Origin of the sequence: Glycomyces sp. NPDC048151, assembly GCF_043202775.1 — a bacterium.
Lineage (GTDB): Bacteria > Actinomycetota > Actinomycetes > Mycobacteriales > Micromonosporaceae > Glycomyces.
In genome coordinates this window covers 1-23,178 of sequence record NZ_JBIDBB010000001.1, presented here as the reverse complement: position 1 = coordinate 23,178, position 23,178 = coordinate 1, and the positions used below count along the sequence as shown (strand labels likewise).

Sequence of the window (23,178 nt, the reverse complement as noted above, 5' to 3'; positions counted from 1 at the left end):
GGCGCTGTTCGAACATGCCCGGCCTGCGCGTCGTGCCACAAGCGGTCGAAACGGGTTTGCCCCGCTGTCTATGCTTGCGGCATGAACGCAGCGGAGCCGCTTCAAGGCTCACCGGCACTCTCGCTCGAACCGGTCGCGGCACGGTCGTCAGACGGCACGGCGCGCCCCGGCGCGGCCTTCTTCGACCTCGACAAGACCGTGATCGCCAAGGCCAGCACCCTCGCCTTCTCCCGGCCGCTCTACCAGGGCGGGCTCCTCGCCCGGCGCGACGTCCTCAAGGTCGCCTACTCCCACCTCCTCTTCCGCCTCGGCGGCTCCGCCGACGAGGTCCAGATGGCGCGCACCCGCGACTACGTCGCCGAGCTCTCGCGCGGCTGGCCCGCCGAGGAGGTCAAGTCGATCGTGAACGAGACGCTCGACGAGCTCATCGCGCCCGCCGTGTACGCCGAGGCGGCCGCCCTCATCGAGGCCCACCGCTCGGCGGGCAGAGCGGTCGTCCTCGTGAGCGCGTCGGGCGAGGAGATGGTCGCCCCCATCGGACGGATGCTCGGCGCGACCGACGTCATCGCCTCCCGCATGGTCGTCGGCGACGACGGCCGGTACACCGGCGAGATCGACTTCTACGCGGCCGGACCCGCGAAGGCCGACGCGATCAAGGAGTTCGCGTCCGCGCGCGGGGTCGACCTCGACGCGTCCTTCGCCTACTCCGACTCCATCACCGACGAGCCGATGCTGCGCACCGTGGGCTACCCGAGGGCGGTCAACCCCGACCGCGGCCTGCGCCGCCTCGCCCAGGAGGAGGGCTGGCCGCAGCTGACGTTCCGGCGCCCGGTGGCCCTGCGTCCGCCCTTGTCGAAGCCCAGTCCGCTCAAGGTCGCGGCCGTCGGCGTCGGCGTTGCGGCTGTGGCGTATGTGGTCTGGCGAGTGTGGAGGGATCGGCGTTTCCGGACCGCTTGAGCAGCGCTTTCCGCAGATGGGTAGCCTCAGCGAGATGGAACGCAAACAACCGGCCCGACTGGCCGATGTCGCCCGAGCCGCCGGCGTCTCGGTGGCCACCGCCTCTCGCGTGCTCAACGGCTCGCCCCACCGGGTGAGCGACCAGCTGAGCGAGCGGGTGCGCGAGGCGGCACGCCGGTTGCGATACGCCCCCAACGTCGGCGCGCAGGTCCTCGCCCGCGCGACCTCCCAGACTGTGGCCCTGCTCCTGCACGACGTGACGGACCCGTACTTCGGGCAGATCGCCGGCGGCGTCCTCGCCGAGGCCGCCCGCCGGAACGTGCGCGTGCTCATCGCCGACACCGGCATCGACCCCGACTCCGAGGTGCAGCACCTGGACTCGCTGCGCGGCTACCGCCCGCGCGCGGTGATCGTCGCCGGTTCGCGGACGACGGACAAGGCCGCTGAACAGCGCCTCGCTGAGCATTTGTCCGACCTGCTGGAACTGGGTGCGACCGTGGTCAGCGTGGGCCAGCCGGGCCTGCCCGGTCGCGTGGTGCGCCCGGCGAACCGCGAGGGCGCGGCCGCCCTCGCGCGGTTCCTGACGCAGTTGGGCCACCGCCGTTTCGCCGTGGTCGCCGGGCCCGAGCAGCTGCAGGTGGTCCGCGAGCGCCGCGAGGGCTTCCTCTCGGCGCTGCCGGAGGACGCCGAGGTCGTGCACGTCGCGGCCGAGTTCAGCCGCGACGGCGGCTACCAGGCCGGGCGGGCGCTCCTGGACGGCGAGCGGCTGCCCACGGCCGTGTTCGTCACCAGCGACGTGCAGGCCACGGGCCTGTGCACGGCGCTGCGCGAGGGCGGCGTGAGCATCCCCGACCAGGTCTCGGTCGCCGGTTTCGACGACATCCCGATCGTGCGCGACCTCACCCCTTCGCTCACCACGGTGGCCCTGCCGCTGCACGACATGGGCGTGCGGGCCCTGGAGGCGGCCCTGGTCGAGGACGCCGAGTACCCCGACGAGCTCATGGTCGACGCCGAGCTCATCGAGCGCGCCTCGACCGCCCGGCCGCGCCCCTGAGCGGACCGGGACGCGAGCGAACGCGGGGCGGGGCCGGACGGCCCCGCCCTTCGCGCGTATGTGCGCTTTCTCAAGCCTATGTAACGAGCCTGAAACAGAAGAAGCGCGCGCGACTGGCGGATTCGCGCTACCCTCGGAATCAGGATGTTCTATATATTGGGACGTCGATCCGAAATAATCACGTGAACCGGCTCTCAATCACGAGACGGCAACCGCTTAAATATTGGTAGATTTAGATATAACTCCAGGTAGTGCGACATTAACTGAATAACCGCCGCTGTGGCCTGCAAACTGATCTTGTGTCAACGGTAGATCCGCTGGCGAGGCAGGCGTAATCTCGGCGGTGGATCCGGTCAGGGACTTGGTGCGGCCCGAGCGAGATCCGTAGGAACCGAAACCCTTTGCGAGCCGGAAGCGTCGTCGTTACCGCCCGGCCACAACGCGGGGGCATATTCAGGGTTGGAACTGGATTAATGGCAGTGCGGCCGAATCCGGTACCGACTGGAACCATCCGGAAGGAACACGATCATGGTGCGAGTCACCGTCGAGGCCGAGACGCCCGTCTCGCCGGTCAGCGGCGAAACGCTTTCCAAATCCGACGCCGAACGAATCGCGGGTGTCCTCAAAGCACTCGCCGATCCGAACCGTCTCCAGCTCATCAGCCTCATCCAGGCCGCTCCCGAGCAGGAGGCCTGCGTGGCCGAGCTGACCGAGCCGCTGGGCCTCTCCCAGCCCACGGTCAGCCACCACCTGCGCATCCTGGCCGAGGCCGGGGTCGTCGAGCGCGACAAGCGCGGCGTGTGGGCCTACTTCCGCCTCGTCCCCGAGACGATGCGGATCGTCGCCGACCTGCTCACCCCGCCGAAGCGCCGCCCGCGGCGCCGCTGAAGAGGTACCGACGCGCACGGCCGGCCCGCCGCCGGCTCCGACCATCGGCGGGCCGGGTCGGCCGCGAGCGTCGCTGGAAGCGCTGCGCCCGTGCGGCACTGACGCTCGATAACACACGGTCCTCTTGCGATAACTGAAAAACGCGACCTCGACTGGGTTTGCGCCAGGTCATACACTCGTCACATGACCGGTGTGCATCGCAGGCGCGGCCGCCTCTCGAAAGAGGGCCGCCGCCTCCTCGGCGGGCTCGCGCTGCTCGCCGTCTTCACCCCGGTCACCGCGTACACCCTCAACGCCGCCATCGCCCACGTCCAGTCCTGCGGGACGGAAGTGGCGCTCCACGTCGCCGCCGCCCCCGAACTGGCCGCGGCCCTCGAGGACTTCGTCGCCGCAGGCGGCGGCGCCCCCTCCCGCGGCTCGGACGTGTGCGCCGACATCACCGTCGAAGCCGTCTCCGGCAACGCCCTCGGCGAGACCGACGCCGACGTGTGGATCCCCGAGACCCAGCTCTGGCGCAACCTCCCCGACGCCGGGCTCCACGAGCAGTGGGAGGTCCTCCAGGACTCCACCGCCAGCTCCGCAGTCGGCCTGGCCCTCCCCGCGGGCGAGAGCGCCGACGCCGTGCTCCCCGACGAGGCCGACGTCGCGCTCCAGGACCCGCGCCAGCACGCCGCCAGTCTCATGTGGATCATCATGTTCGGCGTCGACGAGCACACCGCCCAGGGCGGCGACGGCACCGCCGTCATGTCCGCGACTGAAGCCGCCGGGAACCCGGACCTCCAGGCCCCTACGGGCGCGGCCCAGGTCGGCCAGTTCGAGTACCCGATGCTCGCGCGCGCCGACCTCGGCGAGGACGAGCGCGAGGCCGCCCAGAACCTCCTGCGCTCCTACAAGGGCGAGTCGTACGGCCGCGTGCTCGCCGAGCACGGTCTGGGGACGGCGATCTCGCAGTCCGCGCCGACCTCGCCGGAGATCATCGCGTCGGCCCTGCAGAGCTGGGACGCCCGCGAGGACGCCTGACCGCTACGCGGACTTCGCCAGCGCCTGGCTGAGGACGTCGTTGAACACGTGCCAGCCCTCGTCCTCGCGTTCGACGGCGATGTCGGCGGTCGCCCACGCCTGGAACGTGCCGTCGCCGTCGGTCACGAACACGCTCAGCGAGCCGCGCCAGCGCCCGTACACCTGGTCGCGCTCGCTGTAGGCGACCTCGCCCGCCATCTCCTGCAGCGGCTGGTAGGGGAGGGCCTCGCGCATCGCCTTGCGGGCCGCGCGGGGGCAGTCGCCCTCGCAGGGGAGCCAGCCGACGGTGAGGGTCGACTCGCCGTCGTCGGCGGTGCAGACGGCGGTGTCGCCGTCCTCGCCCTCGGTGCACTCGAACTCGTCGGGGACCTTGAACGCGAAGGGCCAGTTGGCGGCGGCGAACGTGGCGGTCGCGGCGTCCTCGGAAAAGGCGCTGCCGCCGACGCGTTCGGCGGGGGCCTCGGCGTCCCATTGGGGCACTTCGTTTCCGGCGGCCTCGGTGGGTTCGGCGGCGGGGGCCTGGGAGACGCCGTCGACGGCGGCGGTGGTGGGCGGTTCGGCGGAGCCGTCGGAGTCGTCGCCGCCGGGGCGGGAGAGGACGGCCCAGACGCCGATGAGGAGGGCGAGGACGACGACGACGGAGCCGATCCCGATGAGGATCGGCTTGAGCTGCGAGGGTTTCTTGGGCGCGGCGATGATGACGACGGGCGGGGACATCGGCGGCGGCGGTGACGGCGGGCCGGAGACCCCGGCCGGGGAGGCCGGTGCGGCGGAGCGCTGGGCGGCGGCCAGCTGATGCGCGGCGCGCTGGGCCGCGGCGGCGGGGCCGACGGGGAGCGGGCCGGTGGCGGGGCCCATGGACAGGAGGCGGTCCATGATGCGGTCGGCGCCGCGCAGGCGGGCGTCGCGCAGGACCACGACGTAGGGCTGCTCGGCTTCGAGGTCGGCGACGAGGATGGGGGCGTCCTCGGGTCCGGCGGTGGCGTAGGCCCAGGCGACGGTGTCGGAGAGGAGGCCCCGCCGGGCGGGGTCCTTGGAGGAGGTGGTGCCGAGGGTGAGGATCTGCACGGGCCGGGCGTTCTCGTCGAGGCCTTCGCAGAGCTCGTAGGCGCCTTCGACGCGCGCGGTCGTGACATCGGTGTACGGCCCGACCGTGCGACTCATCGAAGCCCCCCTCAACTCTGCTCCGCGTGCGCTGAACGGTCCGTCACCGGGCGTGTGGTCCGAAGGAAGCGCGGAATTACCACTAAGTATGGCCCGGCTCCGCACGCGTGGCGACACCTGGCCGAGGGCAGTCGGGCGAAGGGCCGCCGGGCGCGGGGAGCCATCGGTCAGATGACCGAGGCGGGGCCGAAAGTGAGCCGGTTACGCTGGCGGCGTGACCAACTTCCTCAGCCAGGGCCTGGCGATGGCCACCGCGTCCAGTGAGATACCCACCGGTGAAGGGCAGGGCGACTTCATCAAGTGGGTGCTGGGCCTCATGGAGGACTTCGGCGAGGTCGGCGTGGGGCTGGCCCTCGCGATCGAGTCGGTGTTCCCGCCTATCCCCTCGGAGCTGATCCTGCCGGTGGCGGGGTACCTCGCGTGGGACGACAAGATGAACTTCTGGCTGGTGATGCTGTGTGCGGCGATCGGCTCGATGATCGGCGCGTACATCCTCTACTACGTCGGCTACGCGTTCGGGCGCGAGCGGACGCGGTGGATCTTCGAGAAGTTCCCGCTGCTGGAGCTCAAGGACTTCGAGCGTTCGGAGAAGGTGTTCGCCCGGTGGGGCGGCATCGCGGTCCTGGCGGGCCGGTGCCTGCCGCTGGTGCGCAGCGCGATCTCGGTCCCGGCGGGGATCGAGAAGATGCCGTTCTGGAAGTTCACGGGCTACACCCTGGTGGGCTCGGTGATCTGGAACGCGATCTGGGTGGGCCTGGGCTTCGCGTTCGGGCCGACGATCCAGCCGATCATCGACCAGTACTCGGGGCTGCTGAGCAAGCTCGTCCTCGGCGTCATCGGGCTCCTGCTCCTGTGGTTCGTCGTGGCGCGCTCGATCAAGCTCATCAGGAAGAAGCGCGGCGGCGACGGCGAGAACGGGAACGCCGGGCACACGGACACGATGATCCTGCCCCGCGTGCGCTAAGCCTTTCTGCTTGCGGCCCTTCACCTTTCGGTGAGGGGCCGTTTTCGTTGCCACTCGGGCATATGAGTCATCCACGCATTTGGTGGACGCAACGTCGCAATGTTTTCGAATTTCTTCGCGTCTGGGCGTAACCGCACCCGAGCCTCTCCAGTTAGTCAGTGTGGCCGTGTCACAGCGGCCGGGCCGCAGTGTCACCGGCCCGATGGACAGCGAGCGCGGTCCTCGACCCGCCGGCGATCCAGCCGGCCAGGTCGCGGCTGAGGTCCGCAGTCGGCAGGAGCGACCGCCCCGCGGCGACCGCGCTGCCTCGAACGCTGGTCAACCACTGACAATTCAGCGATCTTGCACCGCTCGGCGGTCGATCCGCGCTGCTTCCCCAGCCGTTCGACCCTCGTCCGTGCGGTACGGAGAAAGGCAACAAAGCAGATGGAAATGCGCACTGTGCGTACGGCCGGCCTCATCGGAGGACTGGCCACGGGGGCTCTGCTGCTCGCCGGAACGGCGGCCCAGGCCGCTGACACCGAGGTCCCGGAATCGACCGGCGACCTCGTGATGGCGACGCCGGAAGCCCTCGGGGGGCTCCCGGTCTCTCCCGACGCCGTGACCGGCCTGGCCGGCGACGTCACCGACAAGGTTCCCGGAATGGGCGCGCTGACCGCCGTCCCCGGCGTGGGCGCCCTGGTGCCTGCCGGCCCCGACGCGGAGGCCAAGGACGACAACGTCGCGGACAAGACCGCCGACAAGGTCAAGGACCAGACCGACGCCGGTCCGCTCGACGGACTCCCGGTGGGCGACCTGCTCTCGGGCCTCGGCGGCGGCCTGCCGGTCCCGCTGCCCTTCTAAGGCTGAACACCCCGCGGCGCGCGCTTCCGCCAGGCGCGCCGCGGAACCAGGTCGATGGGGCCCGTCAGGGCCCGACGCGAACGCTCCGGCGGGTCCGCGGTGGTGCACCGCCGCGGCTCCCGGACCGTGCGCACGGCGTTCCAGCGCCGCAAGGCCCGGGCGGCCCCACCGACCGAGCAAGGAAACAGCAAGACCAGCAAGGAAAACTCTCCCGGTTTCAAAGCACCTCGTCCGACTGCGGGACCCAGCCCGCCCGGACGGAACAAGCTTTCGAGACCACGGAGCTTCACGGGGGATACGTGATGGAACAGCAAGAACCATTTCCCTGAAAGGTGAGACTTCGTGAATAACTCATGGGCACGCAAGACCGCGCAGGCCAGCCTCGTCGCGACGGGGGTCGCCCTCGTCGCCGGTGCCGGCACCGCCCAGGCCACCGGCCCTGACGTCACCACGCAGGACCAGGTCGGAGCGGTGAACGGCAACCAGGTGGTCGCGCCGATCCAGGCGCCCATCAACATCTGCGGGGTGGCCGCGGCCGTCCTCGGCACCGCCTCCGCGGGCTGCGAAGGCGGCGCGACCGCCGACTACGACGGCGCGGGCGACCTGACCACGCAGAACAACACCGGCCTCGGCAACGGCAACCAGGCGTTCGCCCCGGTGCAGGCCCCCACCGACATCAGCGGCATCGCCGCCGCCGTCGGCGGTGTGGCGTCCGGCTGGTCCACCGGCGGCTCGCACGCCGACGTCGAGTCCGGCGGCCACGAGGAGTCCGGCAAGGCCGAGTCCGACACGCTCTCGCAGTTCAACTACGGCGCGCTGTCCGGCAACCAGCTGCTCGCGCCGATCCAGGCCCCGATCAACGCCTGCGGCAACGCGCTCGCCGTCGGCGGCGCGTCCGACGCCTGGTGCGACGGCGGCGCCGACGCCGACTACTCCGGCGCTGGCAACCTGACCACCCAGGACAACGTGGGCCTCGGCAACGGCAACCAGCTGTTCGCCCCGATCCAGGCCCCGATCAACGTGTGCGGCAACGCCATCGCGATCCTCGGCTCCGCCAGCGCCTCGTGCGAGGGCGGCTCGGACGCCGAGGTCCCCGGCGGGCACGACCACCACGACAGCCACAAGGAGCTCTCGGCCAACGAGGCCTCCAACGTGGACGTCAACGAAGAGCAGCTCCCGGCCGTTCCCGGCCTGGACGCGGTGAGCGGCGCGACCGGCGGCCTGCCGGTCGTCGGCGGCCTCGTCGGCAACACCACCTCCGAAGGTGTTGCGGACTCGGTCGCGGGCGTCACCGAGCTCGCGGGCGCGGGCGTCCTCTAAGCAAGACGATCGGCCCGCGCCGTCGCAGCGCGGGCCGCTCTTTCCGAATCAAGGGGTTGTCACCGGCGGTCCGCTTTCGAGCGGGCCGCCGTCTCATTCGCCGACGAGCTTGAGACGCCCTTCGAGGGCGCTGTTCATCGACGCGAAGCCCTGCTCGGTGTCGGCGAGCGCGGACTTCATGAGCGGCACGAGCACGCCGGTGAACCGCTCCCCGTGGGTGAGCACCGTGGTGCCGTCCGTCTGCGGCTCGAGCACGAAGTAGTGCTCGCCGTCGAACAGCCCGCCGGGGCCGAGCTTCCCGAGCCAGCGGATCTGCCGGGCGGGGGAGACGCGCAGGACGCGCGGCTTGAACCGCATGGTCTTCCCGTTGCCCTGCAGGAAGAGCACGTCGAGGCGCTCGTCCTCGGCGAGGAGCCCGGAGATCTCGGTGATGAACGGGTTCCACTCGCCGTACGCGGGGAAGTCGGTGAGGACCGCCCACACCTCGTTCGCGCGCGCGTCGAGGTGCACCGTCGTCTCGATCCGGTGCTCCTTGCCGAGCGCCCACAGGCTGTACGCGGTGGCGGCGGCGATGATCGCGGCCGCGATGATGAAGAAGATCAATTCCCCAGACTCCAGAATCGGATAGTGCCCTCGTCGTCGCCGGTGACCGCGAACTGGCGGCCTTCGACCGTGACCTGCACCAGTTCGGTCGGCGTCCCGGACGGGAGTTCGAACGCAACGGTAGCCGACGATGATCCGACGCTCGTGGCCTGAGCGACGCCGTCCTGGCCGATCGACAGCAGCGAGACCCCGTTCGTCGTGTCGACCAGTTCGAAGTGGTACTCGGCACCGATGTCGTCATAGGGAGTCGGGGTGAACGCGGTCTCCTGGGAGTCGAGGTCCCACAGGTGCAGCAACCCGTCGTCGCCGTAGGCCATCGCGTGCGGCGTGCCCGCATAGTTCACGACGCCGAAGGCCTGGACGGTGTTGCCCTCCCAGTCGTCCGAGCTGAACGGCACGTCCGCGGCGGTGCCGCTGTACATGTCGATGTCGTCCAGCCGCTGGGCGCTGTCGACCGCGACGATGTTCGTGTAGCCGGCGTTGCCGGAGGTGTAGAAGCGCTGCCAGTCGTAGCCCTCGGGGATCGGATAGCGGGCGACCGTGAACTCGCCCTCGAGGTCGTAGACCTCGTACTCGGTGTCGTTCACCAGGGTCAGCAGCGGTGCGACGCCGTCGGTGCCGGGGCGGAAGTAGGCGATCTCCGCTCCCTCCTCGACCATTTCGGGCGTCCCTGCCGGGGAGAACTCCTGCAGGTCCGGCGTCCACACGTACGGCTCGTCTTCCGCGCCGATCGCGATCATGATCCCTTCGCCGGACGAGCTCTGCGCGGCCCACAGCTCGCTGACGTTGGAATCGAGCCAGTACTCGTCGACGAGGTCGCCCGTGTCCAGGTCCCACAGCTCGACGGAGCCGTCGGCGCCGTTGGAGAACAGCAGCGGGCCGTTCCTGCCTTCGAGGAAGGCCAGCGACTCGACGGTGCCCTCGTGCGTGCCCTCGATACTGGCGAGCAGCGTGCCCGCCTCGGACTCGGACCAGTCGGTCTGGAACCAGCTGACCGCGGGGACGCGGCTGTCGAAGTCGTCGACCGGCGGTTCCTCCTGGCCGAAGTACCAGACGAGCCCGGCGATGACGAGGATGTCGACGAGGACGAACGCGACGATGCCGCGGAGGCTGATCTTCTTGGCGCGCTTGCGTTCCGCCTCGGTGCGGGGCGGTTCGGGCCGGTCGTCGTCGCTGTCGACCGACACCGGCGGGGTGAACTGCGGGGAGCGGGTCTGCGGCGGCAGGTTGCGCGGGGCGGGGCTCGGTTCCGGTTGCGGCGCAGCGGGAGCGGTGACCTCCTGCGGGGAGGGCAGGGGCTGGTAGGTCGGGGCGGTCTGCGGCGGGGCCTGGTAGGAGGGCGCGGTCTGCGGGGAGGGCGGCGCGAGGTGCAGGACTCCCGGGGTGTGCGGCGCGGCGGGGAACCCGGCCTGCTGGGGCGTGCGGTGGATCGGGAACGTGGTGGTGTGCTGCCCGGCGCGCGTCCACAGGACGCTGCCTTCGGCGACGACGACCTCGGGCTGGTCGAGCACGGTGGGGGCGACGCCGAGCGCGCGGTGGAGCATGGTGCCCACCAAGGGCATCCGGCTCGCGCCGCCGACGAGGAACACGCCCGCGCTGGAGGCGACGTCGAGTCCGGCGGCGCGGATGACGGCCTGGGTGACGCGGATGGTCTGCTCGAGGTGCGGGTGGGCGATCTGCTCGAGCTCGGTGCGGGTGAGGTGGGCCTCGACGTCGAGGAGCGGTATCGCGATGTCGGACTGCTGGTGGCGCGAGAGGCGCTCCTTCGCGCCGCGCACCTCCTCCTGGAACTCCCGGAAGTACCGCCTTTCCTCCACAGTGGAGGGCTTGACGAGGCGCTTCCAGCCGTCGCGGTCGCCGTAGACCGACCCGAGGTGCTCGATGAGGGCCGCGTCGATGTCGAGGCCGCCCAGGTCGCCCCGTCCGTCGAGCGCGACGGTCTCGAAGCCGTGCTCGCCGCGGCGCACGACGCTCGCGTCGAAGGTGCCCGCGCCGAGGTCGTACACGACGATGGAGGCGCCGACGGCCATGCGGTGCTTGAGCGCCTCGGCGTAGTAGGTCGCGGCGGCCACGGGCTCGGGCACGAGCTGCACCTGGCCGAGCCCGGCGCGGGCGGCCGCGTCCTCGACGACCTGGCGGCGGGCCGGGCCCCATTCGGCCGGCACGGTGAGTGTGACGCGCGCGGGGCTGCCGACGACGCGGCGGCATTCGGCGGCGACGGCGTCCAGGACGGCCGCGATGAGGTCGGCGACGGGGTACTCGCGGGCGCCGAGCAGCGTCGAGGGGCGGTCGATGAGGCGCTTGGGGTTGGGCTCGAAGCGCTCGGGGTGGCGGCGGCCCGCGTGGACGGCGTCGCGGCCCACCAGGAGTCCGCCGTCGGCGTCCGCGCACACCGCCGAGGGCATCAGCGGCGCGCCGTCGAACAGGAGGGGGCGCAAGCTCCCGTCGGCGCGGCGGACCACCGCGATGGTGTGCGAGGTGCCGAAGTCGACGCCGAGCGAAGTTCCTTGGGGGCCGGGGCTCATGAGAGGAATCGTAACGAACGGGGGAGGGACGGGTCGCCCAAGCGTTCGCGGACCCTGCCGGGATACCCGCTTGAATTAGTCGGGTCATACGTCGTAATGTCGTAGTGACTGACTCCGACCGATAGGACGAGCATGACCGCTCCCGTGTACCTCGACCCGACCAGGCCCGTCGCCGAACGCGTGGAGGCGATCCTCGCCCTCATGACGGACGAGCAGAAGCTCGCGTGCCTCAACCGCGTGCCCGAGACCGTCCTCGCCGACGGCTACACCCTCCCCGGCCTGACCAACGAGTTCAACGAGGTCCTCCACTCCTCCGGCAAGAAGCCGGACGCGACGTTCTTCCCCCAGGCCATCGGCCTCGGCGCGACCTGGGACACCGAGCTCCTGGAGGCGATCGGCGCGGCCGTCGCCCACGAGGTGCGCGCCCGCGACACCGACGTGTACGCCTCGTTCGGCCCCGTTGCCGACATCCGCTCCAACCCCCTCGCCGGGCGCTTCGAAGAGGGCTTCGGCGAGGACCCGCTCCATGTCGGCGCCATGACCACCGCGTACGCCTGGGGCCTGCGCGGGCGCCACCCCGAGTACGTCAAGACCTTCACGCAGATGAAGCACTTCCTCGGCTACAACCACGAGTGGCACCGCTCGCAGAGCTCCGCCTCCATGGGCGTGCGCGCCTACCACGAGTATCAGGTCGTGCCCTACCGGATGCCCGTCGAGGCGGGCGCGGTCATGGGCGCGATGACCGCGTACAACAACGTCAACGGCGTGCCGTCCATCATCAACCCGCTCCTGCAGACCCTCCGCGACGAGTGGACGAAGGACGGCGTCTTCTTCTTCCTCCCCGACGGCTGGGACGGCGTCAACCTCCACACCACCAAGGGCCAGCCCTGGGACACCTGGGAGGTCGACCCGCGCGGCGACGTGCCCTACCCGACCGCGCTCGCCGCCGAGGAAGGCCGCGAGATCGGCGAGGACGAGAACGGCGTCTACGCCTCCGCGCTCATGCTCACCGCGGGCGTCTCCCACTTCCACGACGGCTCCGACCTGCCGTTCGTGCCCAACGCGGGCAGGGCCGTCGAACGCGGCCTCCTCGGCGCCGACATGTCCCATGTGGAGCGGGTGGTGCGCGACTGGCTGCACTTCCTCGTCCGCACCGGCAAACTCGACGGGGACGCCTGCGAGTACAACCTGATCCCCGCCGACCCGCACCCGCAGGACCGGCCCGAGCACATCGAACTCGCGCGCCAGGCCGCCCGCGAGCAGCTCGTGCTCCTCAAGAACGAGCAGGCCGCCCTGCCGCTCCCCGAGACCGCGAGCATCGCCGTCCTCGGCCCGCTCGCCGACCTCAACCTCCGCGACTTCTACAGCCCCCTCGTCCCCGCCGAGCGCCGCCCCAGCCCCCTCCAGGCCCTGCGCGAGCGCTTCGGGAACGTGGTCCACCACAGCGGCAACGACACCGTCGCGCTGCAGACCGCGGGCCGCTACCTCAACGTCGCCGCCAACGGCGTGGTCACCGCCGCCGGGGACGCCCTCGGCGACACCGAGACCTTCGAGGTCTGGGACTGGGCGCACGAGCAGCACATGTTCCGCCACAACGCCACCGGCAAGTTCCTCAAGGCGAACCTGCTGCAGCAGAACGACGGACCGGCCAGCTTCGAGAACCAGATCGGCGCCGCGGGCGGCGGCGGGCCGCTCCTGGTCGCCCAGGACGACGTGATGGAAGACGGCGACGCCTGGTTCACCCACCAGAACTTCCACTACCTCCGGGGCGTCGGCGGCAACGTGGAGCTGTTCGGCGTCAACCACGTCCCCGCCGAAGCCGACGGCCCGTACCACCTGCGCCTCGCCGAGGACGGCTCCCTGCCGCTCGCCAAGGGCGGCGACGCCCTCGACCTCACCGAGACGATCGTCGAGAACGGCCCCGAAGCCGCGGCCGCCCTTGCGGCCGAAGCGGACTGGGCCGTCGTCTTCGTCGGCAACCACCCGATGGTCAACGCCCGCGAATGCTTCGACCGCCCCGGCCTCGACCTCGCCCCGCGCCAGGCCGACCTCGTCCGCGAAGTCGCCGCCGCCAAGCCCGGCCGCACCGTCGTCGTCGTGGTCTCGGCCTACCCGCTCGCGATCGGCGACATCGCCGACAACCCCGGCGTGGCCGCGATCCTCTACACCTCCCACGCCGGACAGGCCGCGGGCGCCGCGATCGCCGAGGCCCTCACGGGCGACTACGCCCCGGCCGGACGCCTCACCTCGACCTGGCTCGCCGACACGTCCTCCCTCCCGAAGGCGGGCCCCCGGTCCGAGGCGTACCGCGTCAGCGACGTCGACATGCTCGAATACGACGTCATCAGCGCCGGACTCACCTACCAGTACTCGACGGCCGAACCGGTCTACGGCTTCGGCCACGGCCTGACCTACACCGAGTTCGCCTACGGCGCACTCGAACTGCCCGCCTCCGCCGACGCCGACTCGCCGTTCACCGTCGAACTCGACGTCACCAACACCGGCGGCCGCGCCTCCGACGAGGTCGTGCTCCTCTTCGCGACCGCCCTCGAATCCGCCTACGGCGACCGCACCGCCAAGCGCCGCCTCGCTGGCTTCACCCGCGCCAAGGACATCGCGCCCGGCGAGACCCGCCGCGTCGCGATCGAGGTCGACCCGCGGCACCTCTTCGTCTGGGACGTCGTGAGCGGCAAGCGCATCGTCGAGACCGGCGCCTACCGCTTCACCGCCGGAGCCCAGGAGGCCCAGATCCGCATCCAAGGCGAGACCATCGGTGCGCTCGACCTCTCCACGACCGCCAACGTCTGGGAGAAGGCCACGATCGCCGAGGGCCTCACCTACTGGGAGGTGTCCAAGCTCCACACCCTCAAGCGCGAAGGCGGCTACCACTCGACCGGTTCGCGCCGCGCGGGCAGCCACGTCGGCTTCACCAACGCGATCCTCGACGGCGCCAAGGGCATCGAACTGCGCACCGCCACCACCACCGCCGACTGGACCGACCTCGCCGACCCGGTGATCGAAGTCCGCGCGGGCGCAGCCGACGGCCCCCTCCTCGCCGAGATCGAAGTCCCCAAGACGGCGGGCTTCCAGTCCTTCGCCGACACCACCGCCCCCCTCACCGGAGCCGAAGGCACCCAAGACCTCTACCTGGTCTTCCGCACCGGAGGCATCTACATCGACACCATCCGCCTGACCCGCTAGGCGCAAGCGAAAGGGGGTGCCGGGCCGATAGGCCCGGCACCCCCTGCAAGCTTTTCGACTACTCCTCGAACAGGCCAGCCGCCGAACCGGACGCGATGAACTTCGTGATCCAGGCTTCGAGCTCTTGCCGGTCGGTCGAGGCCTCGATGCGCTGGCGCTGCTCGGCCGTGATGCCCGTCTGGGTGGCTTCGAGCATGCTGACGAGGATGCGGCGCGATTGCATGAGGGCGCCTTCCTCGCGGCCTTCCTCGCGGCCTTCGAAACGCAGCCGGTCGCTGTACTCGGAGTGGTAAGGGCGGGTCGTCGTGCGCATGAGGTCCTCCAGCATCTGGGCGGGCTCGTCTTCCAGGATCGTGAGCAGTTGCATGATGTAGTCGGCGGCTCGCCCTGGTTCGATGGTACCGAGGCGGCGGTCGAGTGTCGAGACGAACAGTTCGGCTTTGCGCCCTTTCGGGGGCTTGCTGATGACGGCGGTGACCACTGCAGCAGCCGCCGTGGGGAGCTCCGAGCTGTTGACCATTTCCGGGAAGTCCGAGGGACCGAGCGCGCGGACCTTGATGTTGTTCTCCGGCCCGATCTGGATACCGTCCCAGAATCTGCTGGCCAGGGTGTCGGTGGAGCAGATGATCACCAGCTCGACCGGTAGCTGGTAATCCTCGAACGCGCGGGCCATGTAACCCGGTAGCCGGTAGTACTTCTCGATCTTCCATTCGTTCTGGACTTCGATGATGATGATCCGGTCGCCCTCTTTTTTGAACGACAGTTTCACTACGGCGTCTGCACGGCGCTCGGTTCTTCCGGGCGAGCCGAATGAGGTCGACCGGGTTTCGGCCGCCGTGCAGCGCTCGAACTGTTGGCAGCCGACAGTGTCCATCAGCCAGGCCACGGTGAGGGGTTCATCCTCAATGGCCTTAATGATGAGTTCGTGCGCGTCTCCTGGCATCGGGGGGAGTCCCTTCGTTTCGTGGTACTCCTGTGAAACGAGTGGGTGACACCCGAAGACGTGCGATTGTCGGAAAACCGACAGATCGTTCGAGAAGCGCTAGTCGTGGTGCTCGGTCGCGACCACTCGGCCCTCATGGGTGTGGAAGACGACGAAGGCGCCCTTCTCCAAAGGGCCCACCGGGATCTGGGTGCCGAGGCGGCCGGAGGCGTAGGCGATCATCTCGTCGATGTGCTCGCCGTGGCCGCACACCACCGCGGGCTCACCGGACTCCAAGATCTCGTCGAGTCGCGCACTGGCGGCGGCGGGCTTGCTGGTGCCGAGGGTGAACTCGGGCAGGCCGGAGACGGCGACGCCCTCGGCGGCGCAGTACGGCAGCAGGGTCTCCAGGCAGCGCGCGCTCGTCGCGCTGTAAGCCCGGCCAGCCGGGTACGCCGACAGGAGCACTTCGAGCTGCTGGGCCCGTTCACGACCGCGCTGGTTCAGGGGCCGCAGCTCGTCCTGGTCGAACCAGTCCGCTTTGGACATCGCCACGGCGTGGCGCACGAACACCAGCGGGACCGTAGCGCGCGCTACCTCCCGGGAGAAGTCGGCCAGCACCGGCTGGTCGCGCTCGTAGGTGAGCCGGTCCGAGACCAGCGGCAGCGGCACCCACTCCAGGTCGTCGACCTCGCGCGGGTCGACCGCCTCGTCGACCACGTCCTCGTCGGAAGCCGGTGTCGCACACCAGTAGTCGACCCGCTTGAGCTTGCCTTCCTTGTCGTAGAAGGAGGGCGCGAGCGGGCGGCCGAGCACCGGGCGGATGCCGGTCTCCTCGAAGACCTCGCGCTGCGCGGCGGCGAGCAGGTGCTCACCGCGCTTCAGCTTGCCCTTCGGGAACGTCCAGTCCCCGTACTTGGGCCGGTGGATGAGGGCCAGCTCGGGCCCGGCCTCGCCGTCGCGCCACAGCACGGCGCCGGCGGCGAAGATCTCTGGTTGGGTCAACGGTGCTCCTGCATGAGTTGTTCCTGGAGGTCGCCGCCGCTGCGCTGGCGGGTCCACAGCCCCAGCGGGCCGAGCCTCCAGGTCCGGATGTCGGCGTCCATGCCGCGGTCGAGCAGCGAGGTCAGCTGCGCGCGGTGGGCGTCCCCCTCGACGCGCACGAGCACTTCGACCCGGCGGTCGAGGTTGCGGTGCATGAGGTCCGCGCTGCCCAACCATACTTCCGGATCGCCGCCGTTCTCGAACACGTACACCCGGGAGTGTTCCAGGAAGCGCCCCAGGACGCTCCTGACACGGATGGTCTCCGACAGGCCGGGCACGCCGGGGCGAAGCGCGCAGATGCCGCGGATGAACAGGTCGACGGGGACGCCCGCGCGGGACGCCCGGTACAGGGCGTCGATGATGCCCTCATCGGTGAGCGAGTTGCACTTGAACCGCAGCCGCGCGGGCAGGCCCTTGCGGTGGTTCTCGATCTCGCGCTCGATCCGCTCGATCAGCCCGGGCCGCAGCGAGTGCGGGGCCACGAGCAGCCGGTGGAAGTCCTCGTCGCGGGAGAACCCGGTGAGGTGGTTGAACACGGCGTTGACGTCCTCGCCGACCTCGGGGTCGGTGGTGAGGATGCCGACGTCCTCGTACAGCCGCGCGGTCGTCGGGTGGTAGTTCCCGGTTCCGACATGGCTGTAGCGCAGCAGGGTCCCGTCCGCCTCCTGCCGCACGACGAGGGCGAGTTTGCAGTGGGTCTTGAGGCCGACGATGCCGTACATGACGTGGCACCCGGCCTGCTCGAGCTTCTGCGCCCAGTCGATGTTGGCCTGCTCGTCGAAGCGGGCCTTGATCTCCACGACGACGACGACCTGCTTGCCGGCGTCGGCGGCGCTGATGAGCGCGTCGACGATGGGGGACTTGCCGCTGGTGCGGTAGAGGGTCTGCTTGATCGCCAGGACCTTCGGGTCGGCGGCGGCCTCCTCGATGAGCCGCTCGACCGAGGCGGTGAAGGAGTCGTAGGGGTGGTGGACGAGCACGTCGCGGTCGCGCATGACCGCGAAGAGGTCGGCGTCGGGCGGCAGGGTCTTCTCCGAGGGCCGGAAGCGCGGGTACTTCATCTCACTGCGGTCGAGGTTCGCGATCGCGTCGAGCCCGGCGAGGTCGAGCGGGCCGGGGAGCTTGTAGACGACCTGCTCGTCGACGCCGAGCTCGGCGATGAGCCGGTTGAGGACGACCTCGTCGATCGAGTCCTCGACCTCGAGGCGCACGACGGGCCCGAAGCGGCGGCGCAGCAGCTCGCGCTCGAGGGTCTGGAGGAGGTTCTCGGTGATGTCCTCGTCGATCTCGAGGTCCTGGTTGCGGGTGACGCGGAACGTGTGGTGCCCGAGGACGTCCATGCCGGGGAACAGCTGCGCGAGGTGCGCGGCGATGACGTCCTCGAGCGGCGTGAACCGGCCGGGAGCGACGGCCATGAACCGCGAGAGCAGCGGCGGGACCTTGACGCGCGCGAAGCGGGTGGTGCCGTTGCGGGGGTCGTGGACCTGAACGGCGAGGTTGAGGGACTTGCCGGAGATGTACGGGAACGGGTGCGCGGGGTCGACGACGAGCGGGGTGAGGACGGGGTAGATGCGGGTGCGGAACAGCTCGTGCATGCGGGCCTGCTCGGCGTCCTCGAGGTCGGCCCAGCGGACGATCGCGATGTCCTCCTTGGCCAGGAGGGGGGCGATCTCGTCGCGGAAGTACTCGGCGTGCTCGACGCTGAGCTCGTGGGCGAGGCGCGCGATGCGGGTGAGGACGGCGTGGGGCGAGCGGCCCGAGGAGGTGCGCACGGGCAGGCCGGTGGCGAGGCGGCGGATGAGCCCGGCGACGCGGACCATGAAGAACTCGTCGAGGTTGTTGGAGAAGATCGAGAGGAAGCGGACCCGTTCGAGCAGCGGCAGTTCGGGGGACTGGGCGAGGCGCAGCACCCGCCCGTTGAACCGCAGCCAGCTCTCTTCCCGGTCGAGGAACCGGTCGGGCGGCAAACCGGTGTCAACGAGGGGAACAGGGTCACTATTCGTCATACATCACAAGGTTAACGAAGAAAATGAACCCACGGTGAACGCGCCTTGAAATTCACTCGCGATCATCCGTTCACCATCCTGGGCCACAGTGGATCGGGTAGGCCCGGGAACGGCCCCGCCCAGCTCGGGGCGGCCGCGGGGGCTCCGCAGACCAGGTTGGCGCCAAGGTGTCCGCCAGGTTGCGGCGGGCCGAAACCCGCCCGAACCGCGCGCGACCGGGCATGCCCCGGGAGGCGCCAGCCCAAACCTCCTCGGGGGCACGAAGCCGAGCACACGAAAAAGCCCGCCGACGGATCGGCGGGCTTTCCTAATTGCGGTCCCGACGGGATTTGAACCCGCGACCTCCACCTTGACAGGGTGGCGAGCACTCCTAGCTGCTCTACGGGACCTTGGTCGAACACTTTCGTGTCCTACAAGGTCGCAAGACCTCTTTATTTATACCAGGCGCGTTCCGTGTGACCGGCGCCGCGTCTGGGCTGTACCCCCAACGGGATTCGAACCCGTGTTACCGCCTTGAAAGGGCGGCGTCCTAGGCCCCTAGACGATGGGGGCGCTCAGTGATCCTGGCACGCGGCTCTACGAGTCGCATTCCGATTTCCCTGGGCTGACCACCGCGGAATTCCGCTTGGGCTCGACAAGCATACGGGACCGCGGGAAGTCCGTCCACGGCGGGTCTCCTATGAGACCGCCGTCTCATCCGTGAGGGCGTCTCAGGGATGACGGCACGGCCGAAGCCGCAGCTCGCGGCCCCTGCCCGGCCGCGCTTGCTAGCGTTGGCCCATGGAGTTCGCCTATCTCGGGCCGCGCGGGACCTTCACCGAGGCCGCGCTCCGGCGCCTGCCCGCCGCCAAGACCGCCGCCGCCGCACCGATGTCCTCGATCTTCGAGGTCCTCGACGCCGTGCGCCGCGGCGAGGTGGACGCGGGCTTCGTGCCGATCGAGAACTCCCAGGAGGGCACCGTCACGGTCACCGTGGACGAGCTCGTGGACGGCGACCCGCTCGTCATCGTCGGCGAGGTGATCCTCCCGATCACGTTCGTGCTCGCCTCCGCGAAGCCCGTCGGCGAGATCGCCACCGTCGCCTCGATGCCCGTCGCGCTCGCCCAGGTCCGCAAGTACCTGCGCCGCGAGCTCCCGAACGCGGTCGTCCACCAGGCCCTCTCGACCGCGCAGGCCGCCCAGCGCGCCGCCGACGGCGAGTTCGACGCCGCCGTGTGCCCGCCGTTCGCCGCCGAGGCCGTCGGACTCCCCGTGCAGGCCTTCGACATCGGCGACAACCCGAACGCCGCCACCCGCTTCGTCCACGTCGTGCGGCCCACGGCCCCGCCGGAGCCCACCGGGAACGACATCACTTCGCTGGTCGTCTACATCGACTACGACCGGGTCGGCGCGCTCCTGGGCGTGCTCACCGAGTTCGCCATCCGCGGCATCAACCTCACCCGCATCGAGTCCCGCCCCACGGGCGAGGGCCTGGGCCGGTACGCGTTCTTCCTCGACTGCACCGGCCACCTCGCCGACGCCCGCATGGGCGAGGCCCTCATGGGCCTGCGCCGCATCTGCGCCGACGTCCGCTACCTCGGCTCCTACCCGAGGGACCACTCTGACCGGCCCGTCCCGCCGCCCGCCGGGCTGAGCGACGCGGACTTCGCCGACGCCGCCTCCTGGCTCGACCGCCTCCGCTCCGGGGGCGCGTGAGTCCGGCGGCCCGGCCCTAAGCTGGAGGGCATGACCTCCCTCGTCGAAGAACTCCTCCTGCTCGCCTACGACGACGCCACGGGACGCGACCGCTCCGGCGGCTTCCTGGAGATCGGACTCGGCGGCGCGGTCGTCCTCGAACTGACCATGGCCGGACGCCTCGACGTCGTCGACAAGCGCGTCAAGGTCGTCGACGGCGCACCGCTGGGCGACCCGCTCCTCGACGACCGCCTCGCCGCGATCGGCGCCGACAAGCCCCGCGCGCCAAGGGCCGTCGTCGAGCGGACCGCGAAGAAGCTCAAGCCGCTCGTCCTCGACCGGCTCGTCGGCGACGGCGTGCTCCGGCACGAGCGCGACAAGGCCCTCGGCCTCTTCCCGTTCAACCGCTACCTGCCGAACGACCCGGCTGCCGAGGCCGAAGCCCGCGCCCGGCTCGCCGCGGCCGTCGACGCCGGACGCGCCGAGGACGCCCGCACGGCCGCGCTCGCGGCGCTCGCCTACGCCATGCGGCTCGAGAAGACGGTCTTCCCGGACCGTAAGCCCGGGCCGACCCGCAAGGCGCTCAAGGCGATCGCCGAAGGCTCGTGGGCCGGGGACGCGACCCGGCAGGCCGTCGAGGCGGCCCAGGCGGCCGTCATGGCGGCCGTCACCGCCGCAACCGCCGCCGCCGCGGCCGGGTCGAGCTGACGGGAAGGCGTCCTCGCCGCAGCGCCTCACGGGACGTGGTTAGCTTGAGCCATGTCTGAAACACCTGCTTCAGAGCCTGCGATAGGCGGCGAGGGCGACCGCGAGGTCCCCCGCCCGCCGGTCCCGCCGGTCCCGCCGCGGCCTCCGGCGCCGCCGCGCCCGCCGCTGTCCAAGATGGACCAGGAGCGGATCAGCGACCCGGAGCGGATGAAGGCCCTCGCCCACCCGGCGCGCATGGCCGTGTTCGACTTCCTGGGCACGCGCCGCATTGAGGGAGCCGACGGCGCGACGGCGACCGAGATCGCCGAGGTCGCGGGCATGACCCCGAGCGCGATGAGCTACCACCTGCGGACCCTCGCCAAGGCCGGGTTCATCGAGGAGGCGCCCAGCCGCGGGGACGCGCGCGAGCGGGTGTGGCGGCTGCGCCTGCACAGCTTCGAGATCAGCGCCGAGCCCGACGCGCCCGAGAGCGCGCACATCGTCGAGGGCGAGATGGTGGAGGCGTTCGCGAAGGAGCACGAGCGGGCGTTCGAGCGGTGGCTGCGGGTCCGGCGCGAGATCGATCCGGGCGTGAAGGACCTGTCGACGATGGCGAGCGGCCGGTTCCGGCTGAAGCCCGAGGAGCTGAAGGAGTTCCGGTCGCGGTTCTTCGAGCTGATGGACGAGTACGTGCAGCTCAGCAACGAGTACACGGAGAAGGGCGACGGGGACGACGGGACGATGATCTTCCGGTACATGCTCCGGCTGTTCCCGAACGTGTGAAGGCGGCCCGGCATGGTGCCGGGTCCCGTTGGGCGGCTGCGGCTTCGGCTCGCCGCCAGGATCTGAAAGAAAAACTTCAAAAAATCTGAAAAACCTCTTTCGCATCTCGATGTGAAAGAGTAGTTTCGAAATATGTCTTTCACATCCTTCCTCGACGGGACCCGCTGGTCCGACGTCTACACCGCCGCGACCTGCGCGTTCCTTGCCGGAACCGCCATGTTCACGGCCGACTTCGCCCTCACCCTCCGCCTCCAGACCGAAGGGTTCGGCGGCTTCGCCATCGCCGCGCTCATCATCTGCGCGACCCTGCCCCTGGTCCTCCTCGCGCCCGTCACCGGGCGCATGGCCGACCGCTTCGACAGCCGCGCCCTCATGGCGGTCTCCGGCCTCGTCCAGACCGCCGCAATCATCGCGATGGCGTTCACCGACAACCTGTACGGGCTGTACGCGCTCGTGATCGTGAACGCGGCCGGGACGGCTGTGCTGCAACCGGTCGTGAGCGCGCTCGTCCCGGCCATGGCCCGCCGCGAGGACCTGCCGCACGCGGTCGCGCTCGTCCAGACCGGCACGCTCGTCGGCCTCGCCGCCGGGCCCGCCGCCGCCGGGTTCCTCATCGGCGCGGGCGGGGTCGGCGCGGCCCTCGCGCTCGCGGCGGGGTGCGCGGTGGCCCGCGTGCTGCTGTGCTGCGACATCCGCACGCGCCGCGGCGGCGTGCGGCGCGACCTCGACGCGCACACGGCCAGCGCCGCGGCCGGGTGGCGGCTGGGCGGCGACCGGCTCCTGACGGCGATGGTGCTCGGACTGAGCGCGGTGATCGCGGCGATGTGCGCGGTGAACGTGCTCAGCGTGTTCCTGGTGCGGGAGGTGTACGGCGCGACCGAGTCGCTGTACGGGCTCATCAAGGCGTGCTGGACGCTCGGGATGGTCGGCGGCGCGTGGATCGCGGCGGCGGTGATCCGGCGGCTCGACCGCGACGTGCAGCTCGCTTGGATGCTCATGGCGTGCCTCGCCGGGGTCGGGCTCGTGTGCTTCGGGCAGGGCATGCCGCTGTTCACGGTGCTGCTTCTGGTGCCGCTCAACCTGATCGGCGGGATCTTCAACGCGGGGGAGAACTCGGCCCTCGGCATCGCGGTGGCCCGGCGGGTCCCCGAGGCGTTCCGGGGCCGCGCGAACGCGGCGGTCGGCGGGCGGGTCAACGCGGCGCAGCTCATCGGGTTCCTGCTCGGCGGCGGGCTCTCGGTGGTGATGGACGTGCAGGCGGCGTTCGCCGCGGTCGGGATCGTGTCGATCGCGATCGTCCTGGTCTGCCTCCCGGTGATCAACCGCGCGGCCCGCGACGAGGCGGCCGGCCCGCGACCGGCCCCCGCGCCGGGCCCGGTGTTGGAGGGGGCGGCCGCGTTAACGCCGCTCGGGGTATCCATCCCTAACTGTTCTGTCCGGGGAGGTTGTGAACACCGCATTGGGTGAGACGGGCTGATACGAGGCGAGGGCCTTCTGGTTCGGTGTGAATCGCTACAAGACAC

Annotated in this window: 18 protein-coding genes and 2 tRNA genes; 12 read left to right on the top strand and 8 right to left on the bottom strand. The window is 70.5% G+C overall.

The window, feature by feature from the left end; all coding sequences use genetic code 11:
• The first annotated feature begins 81 nt into the window (after nucleotides 1-81).
• The 4 genes from ACGGCP_RS00100 (at nucleotide 82) to ACGGCP_RS00085 (ending at nucleotide 3,919) form a co-directional block, all read left to right on the top strand.
• A complete protein-coding gene (locus ACGGCP_RS00100) occupies nucleotides 82-957 on the top strand; it encodes an HAD family hydrolase (RefSeq protein ID WP_392958813.1) in 876 nt (291 codons plus the stop codon).
• A 34-nt stretch (nucleotides 958-991) separates the two neighbouring features.
• Nucleotides 992-2,011 (top strand): LacI family DNA-binding transcriptional regulator, encoded by a 1,020-nt coding sequence (locus ACGGCP_RS00095; RefSeq protein ID WP_392958810.1) that lies wholly within the window; start codon nucleotides 992-994, stop codon nucleotides 2,009-2,011.
• A gap of 528 nt (nucleotides 2,012-2,539) precedes the next feature.
• Nucleotides 2,540-2,899, top strand: coding sequence for a helix-turn-helix transcriptional regulator (locus ACGGCP_RS00090; protein WP_208497819.1), 360 nt, complete (start codon nucleotides 2,540-2,542; stop codon nucleotides 2,897-2,899).
• A gap of 183 nt (nucleotides 2,900-3,082) precedes the next feature.
• The gene (locus tag ACGGCP_RS00085; protein ID WP_392958808.1) at nucleotides 3,083-3,919 is read left to right on the top strand and encodes a hypothetical protein; all 837 of its coding nucleotides are present in this window, start codon (nucleotides 3,083-3,085) and stop codon (nucleotides 3,917-3,919) included.
• A gap of 3 nt (nucleotides 3,920-3,922) precedes the next feature.
• On the opposite strand, the gene ACGGCP_RS00080 is transcribed toward ACGGCP_RS00085, so the two are convergent.
• A complete protein-coding gene (locus ACGGCP_RS00080; protein ID WP_392958805.1) occupies nucleotides 3,923-5,083 on the bottom strand; it encodes a hypothetical protein in 1,161 nt (386 codons plus the stop codon).
• Between the two features lie 214 nt (nucleotides 5,084-5,297).
• On the opposite strand from ACGGCP_RS00080, the gene ACGGCP_RS00075 reads away from it, so the two are divergent.
• The 3 genes from ACGGCP_RS00075 to ACGGCP_RS00065 all read left to right on the top strand — a co-directional run bounded on the left by ACGGCP_RS00075 (nucleotide 5,298) and on the right by ACGGCP_RS00065 (nucleotide 8,210).
• Nucleotides 5,298-6,047 carry a DedA family protein gene (locus tag ACGGCP_RS00075; protein WP_392958803.1) on the top strand — a complete coding sequence of 250 codons (750 nt, stop codon included), beginning with the start codon at nucleotides 5,298-5,300 and terminating at the stop codon, nucleotides 6,045-6,047.
• Nucleotides 6,048-6,479: 432 nt separating this feature from the next.
• On the top strand, nucleotides 6,480-6,890 hold the full coding sequence (locus ACGGCP_RS00070; protein WP_392958801.1) for a hypothetical protein: 411 nt from the start codon (nucleotides 6,480-6,482) through the stop codon (nucleotides 6,888-6,890).
• Between the two features lie 342 nt (nucleotides 6,891-7,232).
• Nucleotides 7,233-8,210: a chaplin family protein gene (locus ACGGCP_RS00065; RefSeq protein WP_392958798.1), complete on the top strand. Its 978-nt coding sequence runs from the start codon at nucleotides 7,233-7,235 to the stop codon at nucleotides 8,208-8,210.
• Between the two features lie 93 nt (nucleotides 8,211-8,303).
• Here the strand turns inward: ACGGCP_RS00065 and ACGGCP_RS00060 are convergent, their stop codons facing one another.
• Both ACGGCP_RS00060 and ACGGCP_RS00055 read right to left on the bottom strand, forming a co-directional pair.
• On the bottom strand, nucleotides 8,304-8,813 hold the full coding sequence (locus tag ACGGCP_RS00060; RefSeq protein WP_392958795.1) for an SRPBCC family protein: 510 nt from the start codon (nucleotides 8,811-8,813) through the stop codon (nucleotides 8,304-8,306).
• Nucleotides 8,810-11,338: an Hsp70 family protein gene (locus tag ACGGCP_RS00055; RefSeq protein ID WP_392958793.1), complete on the bottom strand. Its 2,529-nt coding sequence runs from the start codon at nucleotides 11,336-11,338 to the stop codon at nucleotides 8,810-8,812. The genes ACGGCP_RS00060 and ACGGCP_RS00055 overlap by 4 nt, the downstream gene beginning before the upstream one ends.
• Nucleotides 11,339-11,470: 132 nt before the next feature.
• Between ACGGCP_RS00055 and ACGGCP_RS00050 the strand changes: the two genes are divergently transcribed.
• Nucleotides 11,471-14,539, top strand: a complete 3,069-nt coding sequence (locus ACGGCP_RS00050) for a glycoside hydrolase family 3 C-terminal domain-containing protein (protein ID WP_392958790.1) — start codon at nucleotides 11,471-11,473, stop codon at nucleotides 14,537-14,539.
• Between the two features lie 58 nt (nucleotides 14,540-14,597).
• Here ACGGCP_RS00050 and ACGGCP_RS00045 read toward each other — a convergent pair whose 3' ends face one another.
• The 5 genes from ACGGCP_RS00045 to ACGGCP_RS00025 form a co-directional block, all read right to left on the bottom strand.
• Nucleotides 14,598-15,482: a hypothetical protein gene (locus ACGGCP_RS00045; protein ID WP_392958787.1), complete on the bottom strand. Its 885-nt coding sequence runs from the start codon at nucleotides 15,480-15,482 to the stop codon at nucleotides 14,598-14,600.
• 99 nt (nucleotides 15,483-15,581) lie between these two features.
• Nucleotides 15,582-16,466 (bottom strand): NUDIX domain-containing protein, encoded by an 885-nt coding sequence (locus ACGGCP_RS00040; protein ID WP_392958785.1) that lies wholly within the window; start codon nucleotides 16,464-16,466, stop codon nucleotides 15,582-15,584.
• The gene (locus ACGGCP_RS00035) at nucleotides 16,463-18,511 is read right to left on the bottom strand and encodes an RNA degradosome polyphosphate kinase (protein ID WP_392958782.1); all 2,049 of its coding nucleotides are present in this window, start codon (nucleotides 18,509-18,511) and stop codon (nucleotides 16,463-16,465) included. The genes ACGGCP_RS00040 and ACGGCP_RS00035 overlap by 4 nt, the downstream gene beginning before the upstream one ends.
• A gap of 314 nt (nucleotides 18,512-18,825) precedes the next feature.
• Nucleotides 18,826-18,900: transfer RNA gene (locus tag ACGGCP_RS00030), tRNA-Asp, on the bottom strand.
• A gap of 90 nt (nucleotides 18,901-18,990) precedes the next feature.
• A tRNA-Glu gene (locus ACGGCP_RS00025) sits at nucleotides 18,991-19,063 on the bottom strand.
• Nucleotides 19,064-19,291: 228 nt separating this feature from the next.
• Here ACGGCP_RS00025 and pheA point away from each other — a divergent pair.
• The 4 genes from pheA (at nucleotide 19,292) to ACGGCP_RS00005 (ending at nucleotide 23,122) form a co-directional block, all read left to right on the top strand.
• Nucleotides 19,292-20,206, top strand: a complete 915-nt coding sequence (pheA, locus tag ACGGCP_RS00020; RefSeq protein ID WP_392958780.1) for a prephenate dehydratase — start codon at nucleotides 19,292-19,294, stop codon at nucleotides 20,204-20,206.
• A gap of 30 nt (nucleotides 20,207-20,236) precedes the next feature.
• Nucleotides 20,237-20,893, top strand: a complete 657-nt coding sequence (locus ACGGCP_RS00015; protein WP_392958777.1) for a GPP34 family phosphoprotein — start codon at nucleotides 20,237-20,239, stop codon at nucleotides 20,891-20,893.
• A 51-nt stretch (nucleotides 20,894-20,944) separates the two neighbouring features.
• Nucleotides 20,945-21,655 (top strand): helix-turn-helix domain-containing protein, encoded by a 711-nt coding sequence (locus ACGGCP_RS00010; protein ID WP_392958775.1) that lies wholly within the window; start codon nucleotides 20,945-20,947, stop codon nucleotides 21,653-21,655.
• A 132-nt stretch (nucleotides 21,656-21,787) separates the two neighbouring features.
• A complete protein-coding gene (locus ACGGCP_RS00005) occupies nucleotides 21,788-23,122 on the top strand; it encodes an MFS transporter (RefSeq protein WP_392958772.1) in 1,335 nt (444 codons plus the stop codon).
• Nucleotides 23,123-23,178: the final 56 nt, after the last annotated feature.

Coding starts and splice junctions, on each gene's coding strand:
- ACGGCP_RS00100 (WP_392958813.1), top strand. CDS start 82: ATGAACGCAGCGGAGCCGCTTCAAGGCTCACCGGCACTCTCGCTCGAA.
- ACGGCP_RS00095 (WP_392958810.1), top strand. CDS start 992: ATGGAACGCAAACAACCGGCCCGACTGGCCGATGTCGCCCGAGCCGCC.
- ACGGCP_RS00090 (WP_208497819.1), top strand. CDS start 2,540: ATGGTGCGAGTCACCGTCGAGGCCGAGACGCCCGTCTCGCCGGTCAGC.
- ACGGCP_RS00085 (WP_392958808.1), top strand. CDS start 3,083: ATGACCGGTGTGCATCGCAGGCGCGGCCGCCTCTCGAAAGAGGGCCGC.
- ACGGCP_RS00080 (WP_392958805.1), bottom strand. CDS start 5,083: ATGAGTCGCACGGTCGGGCCGTACACCGATGTCACGACCGCGCGCGTC.
- ACGGCP_RS00070 (WP_392958801.1), top strand. CDS start 6,480: ATGCGCACTGTGCGTACGGCCGGCCTCATCGGAGGACTGGCCACGGGG.
- ACGGCP_RS00055 (WP_392958793.1), bottom strand. CDS start 11,338: ATGAGCCCCGGCCCCCAAGGAACTTCGCTCGGCGTCGACTTCGGCACC.
- ACGGCP_RS00050 (WP_392958790.1), top strand. CDS start 11,471: ATGACCGCTCCCGTGTACCTCGACCCGACCAGGCCCGTCGCCGAACGC.
- ACGGCP_RS00045 (WP_392958787.1), bottom strand. CDS start 15,482: ATGCCAGGAGACGCGCACGAACTCATCATTAAGGCCATTGAGGATGAA.
- ACGGCP_RS00035 (WP_392958782.1), bottom strand. CDS start 18,511: ATGACGAATAGTGACCCTGTTCCCCTCGTTGACACCGGTTTGCCGCCC.
- pheA (WP_392958780.1), top strand. CDS start 19,292: ATGGAGTTCGCCTATCTCGGGCCGCGCGGGACCTTCACCGAGGCCGCG.
- ACGGCP_RS00015 (WP_392958777.1), top strand. CDS start 20,237: ATGACCTCCCTCGTCGAAGAACTCCTCCTGCTCGCCTACGACGACGCC.
- ACGGCP_RS00010 (WP_392958775.1), top strand. CDS start 20,945: ATGTCTGAAACACCTGCTTCAGAGCCTGCGATAGGCGGCGAGGGCGAC.
- ACGGCP_RS00005 (WP_392958772.1), top strand. CDS start 21,788: ATGTCTTTCACATCCTTCCTCGACGGGACCCGCTGGTCCGACGTCTAC.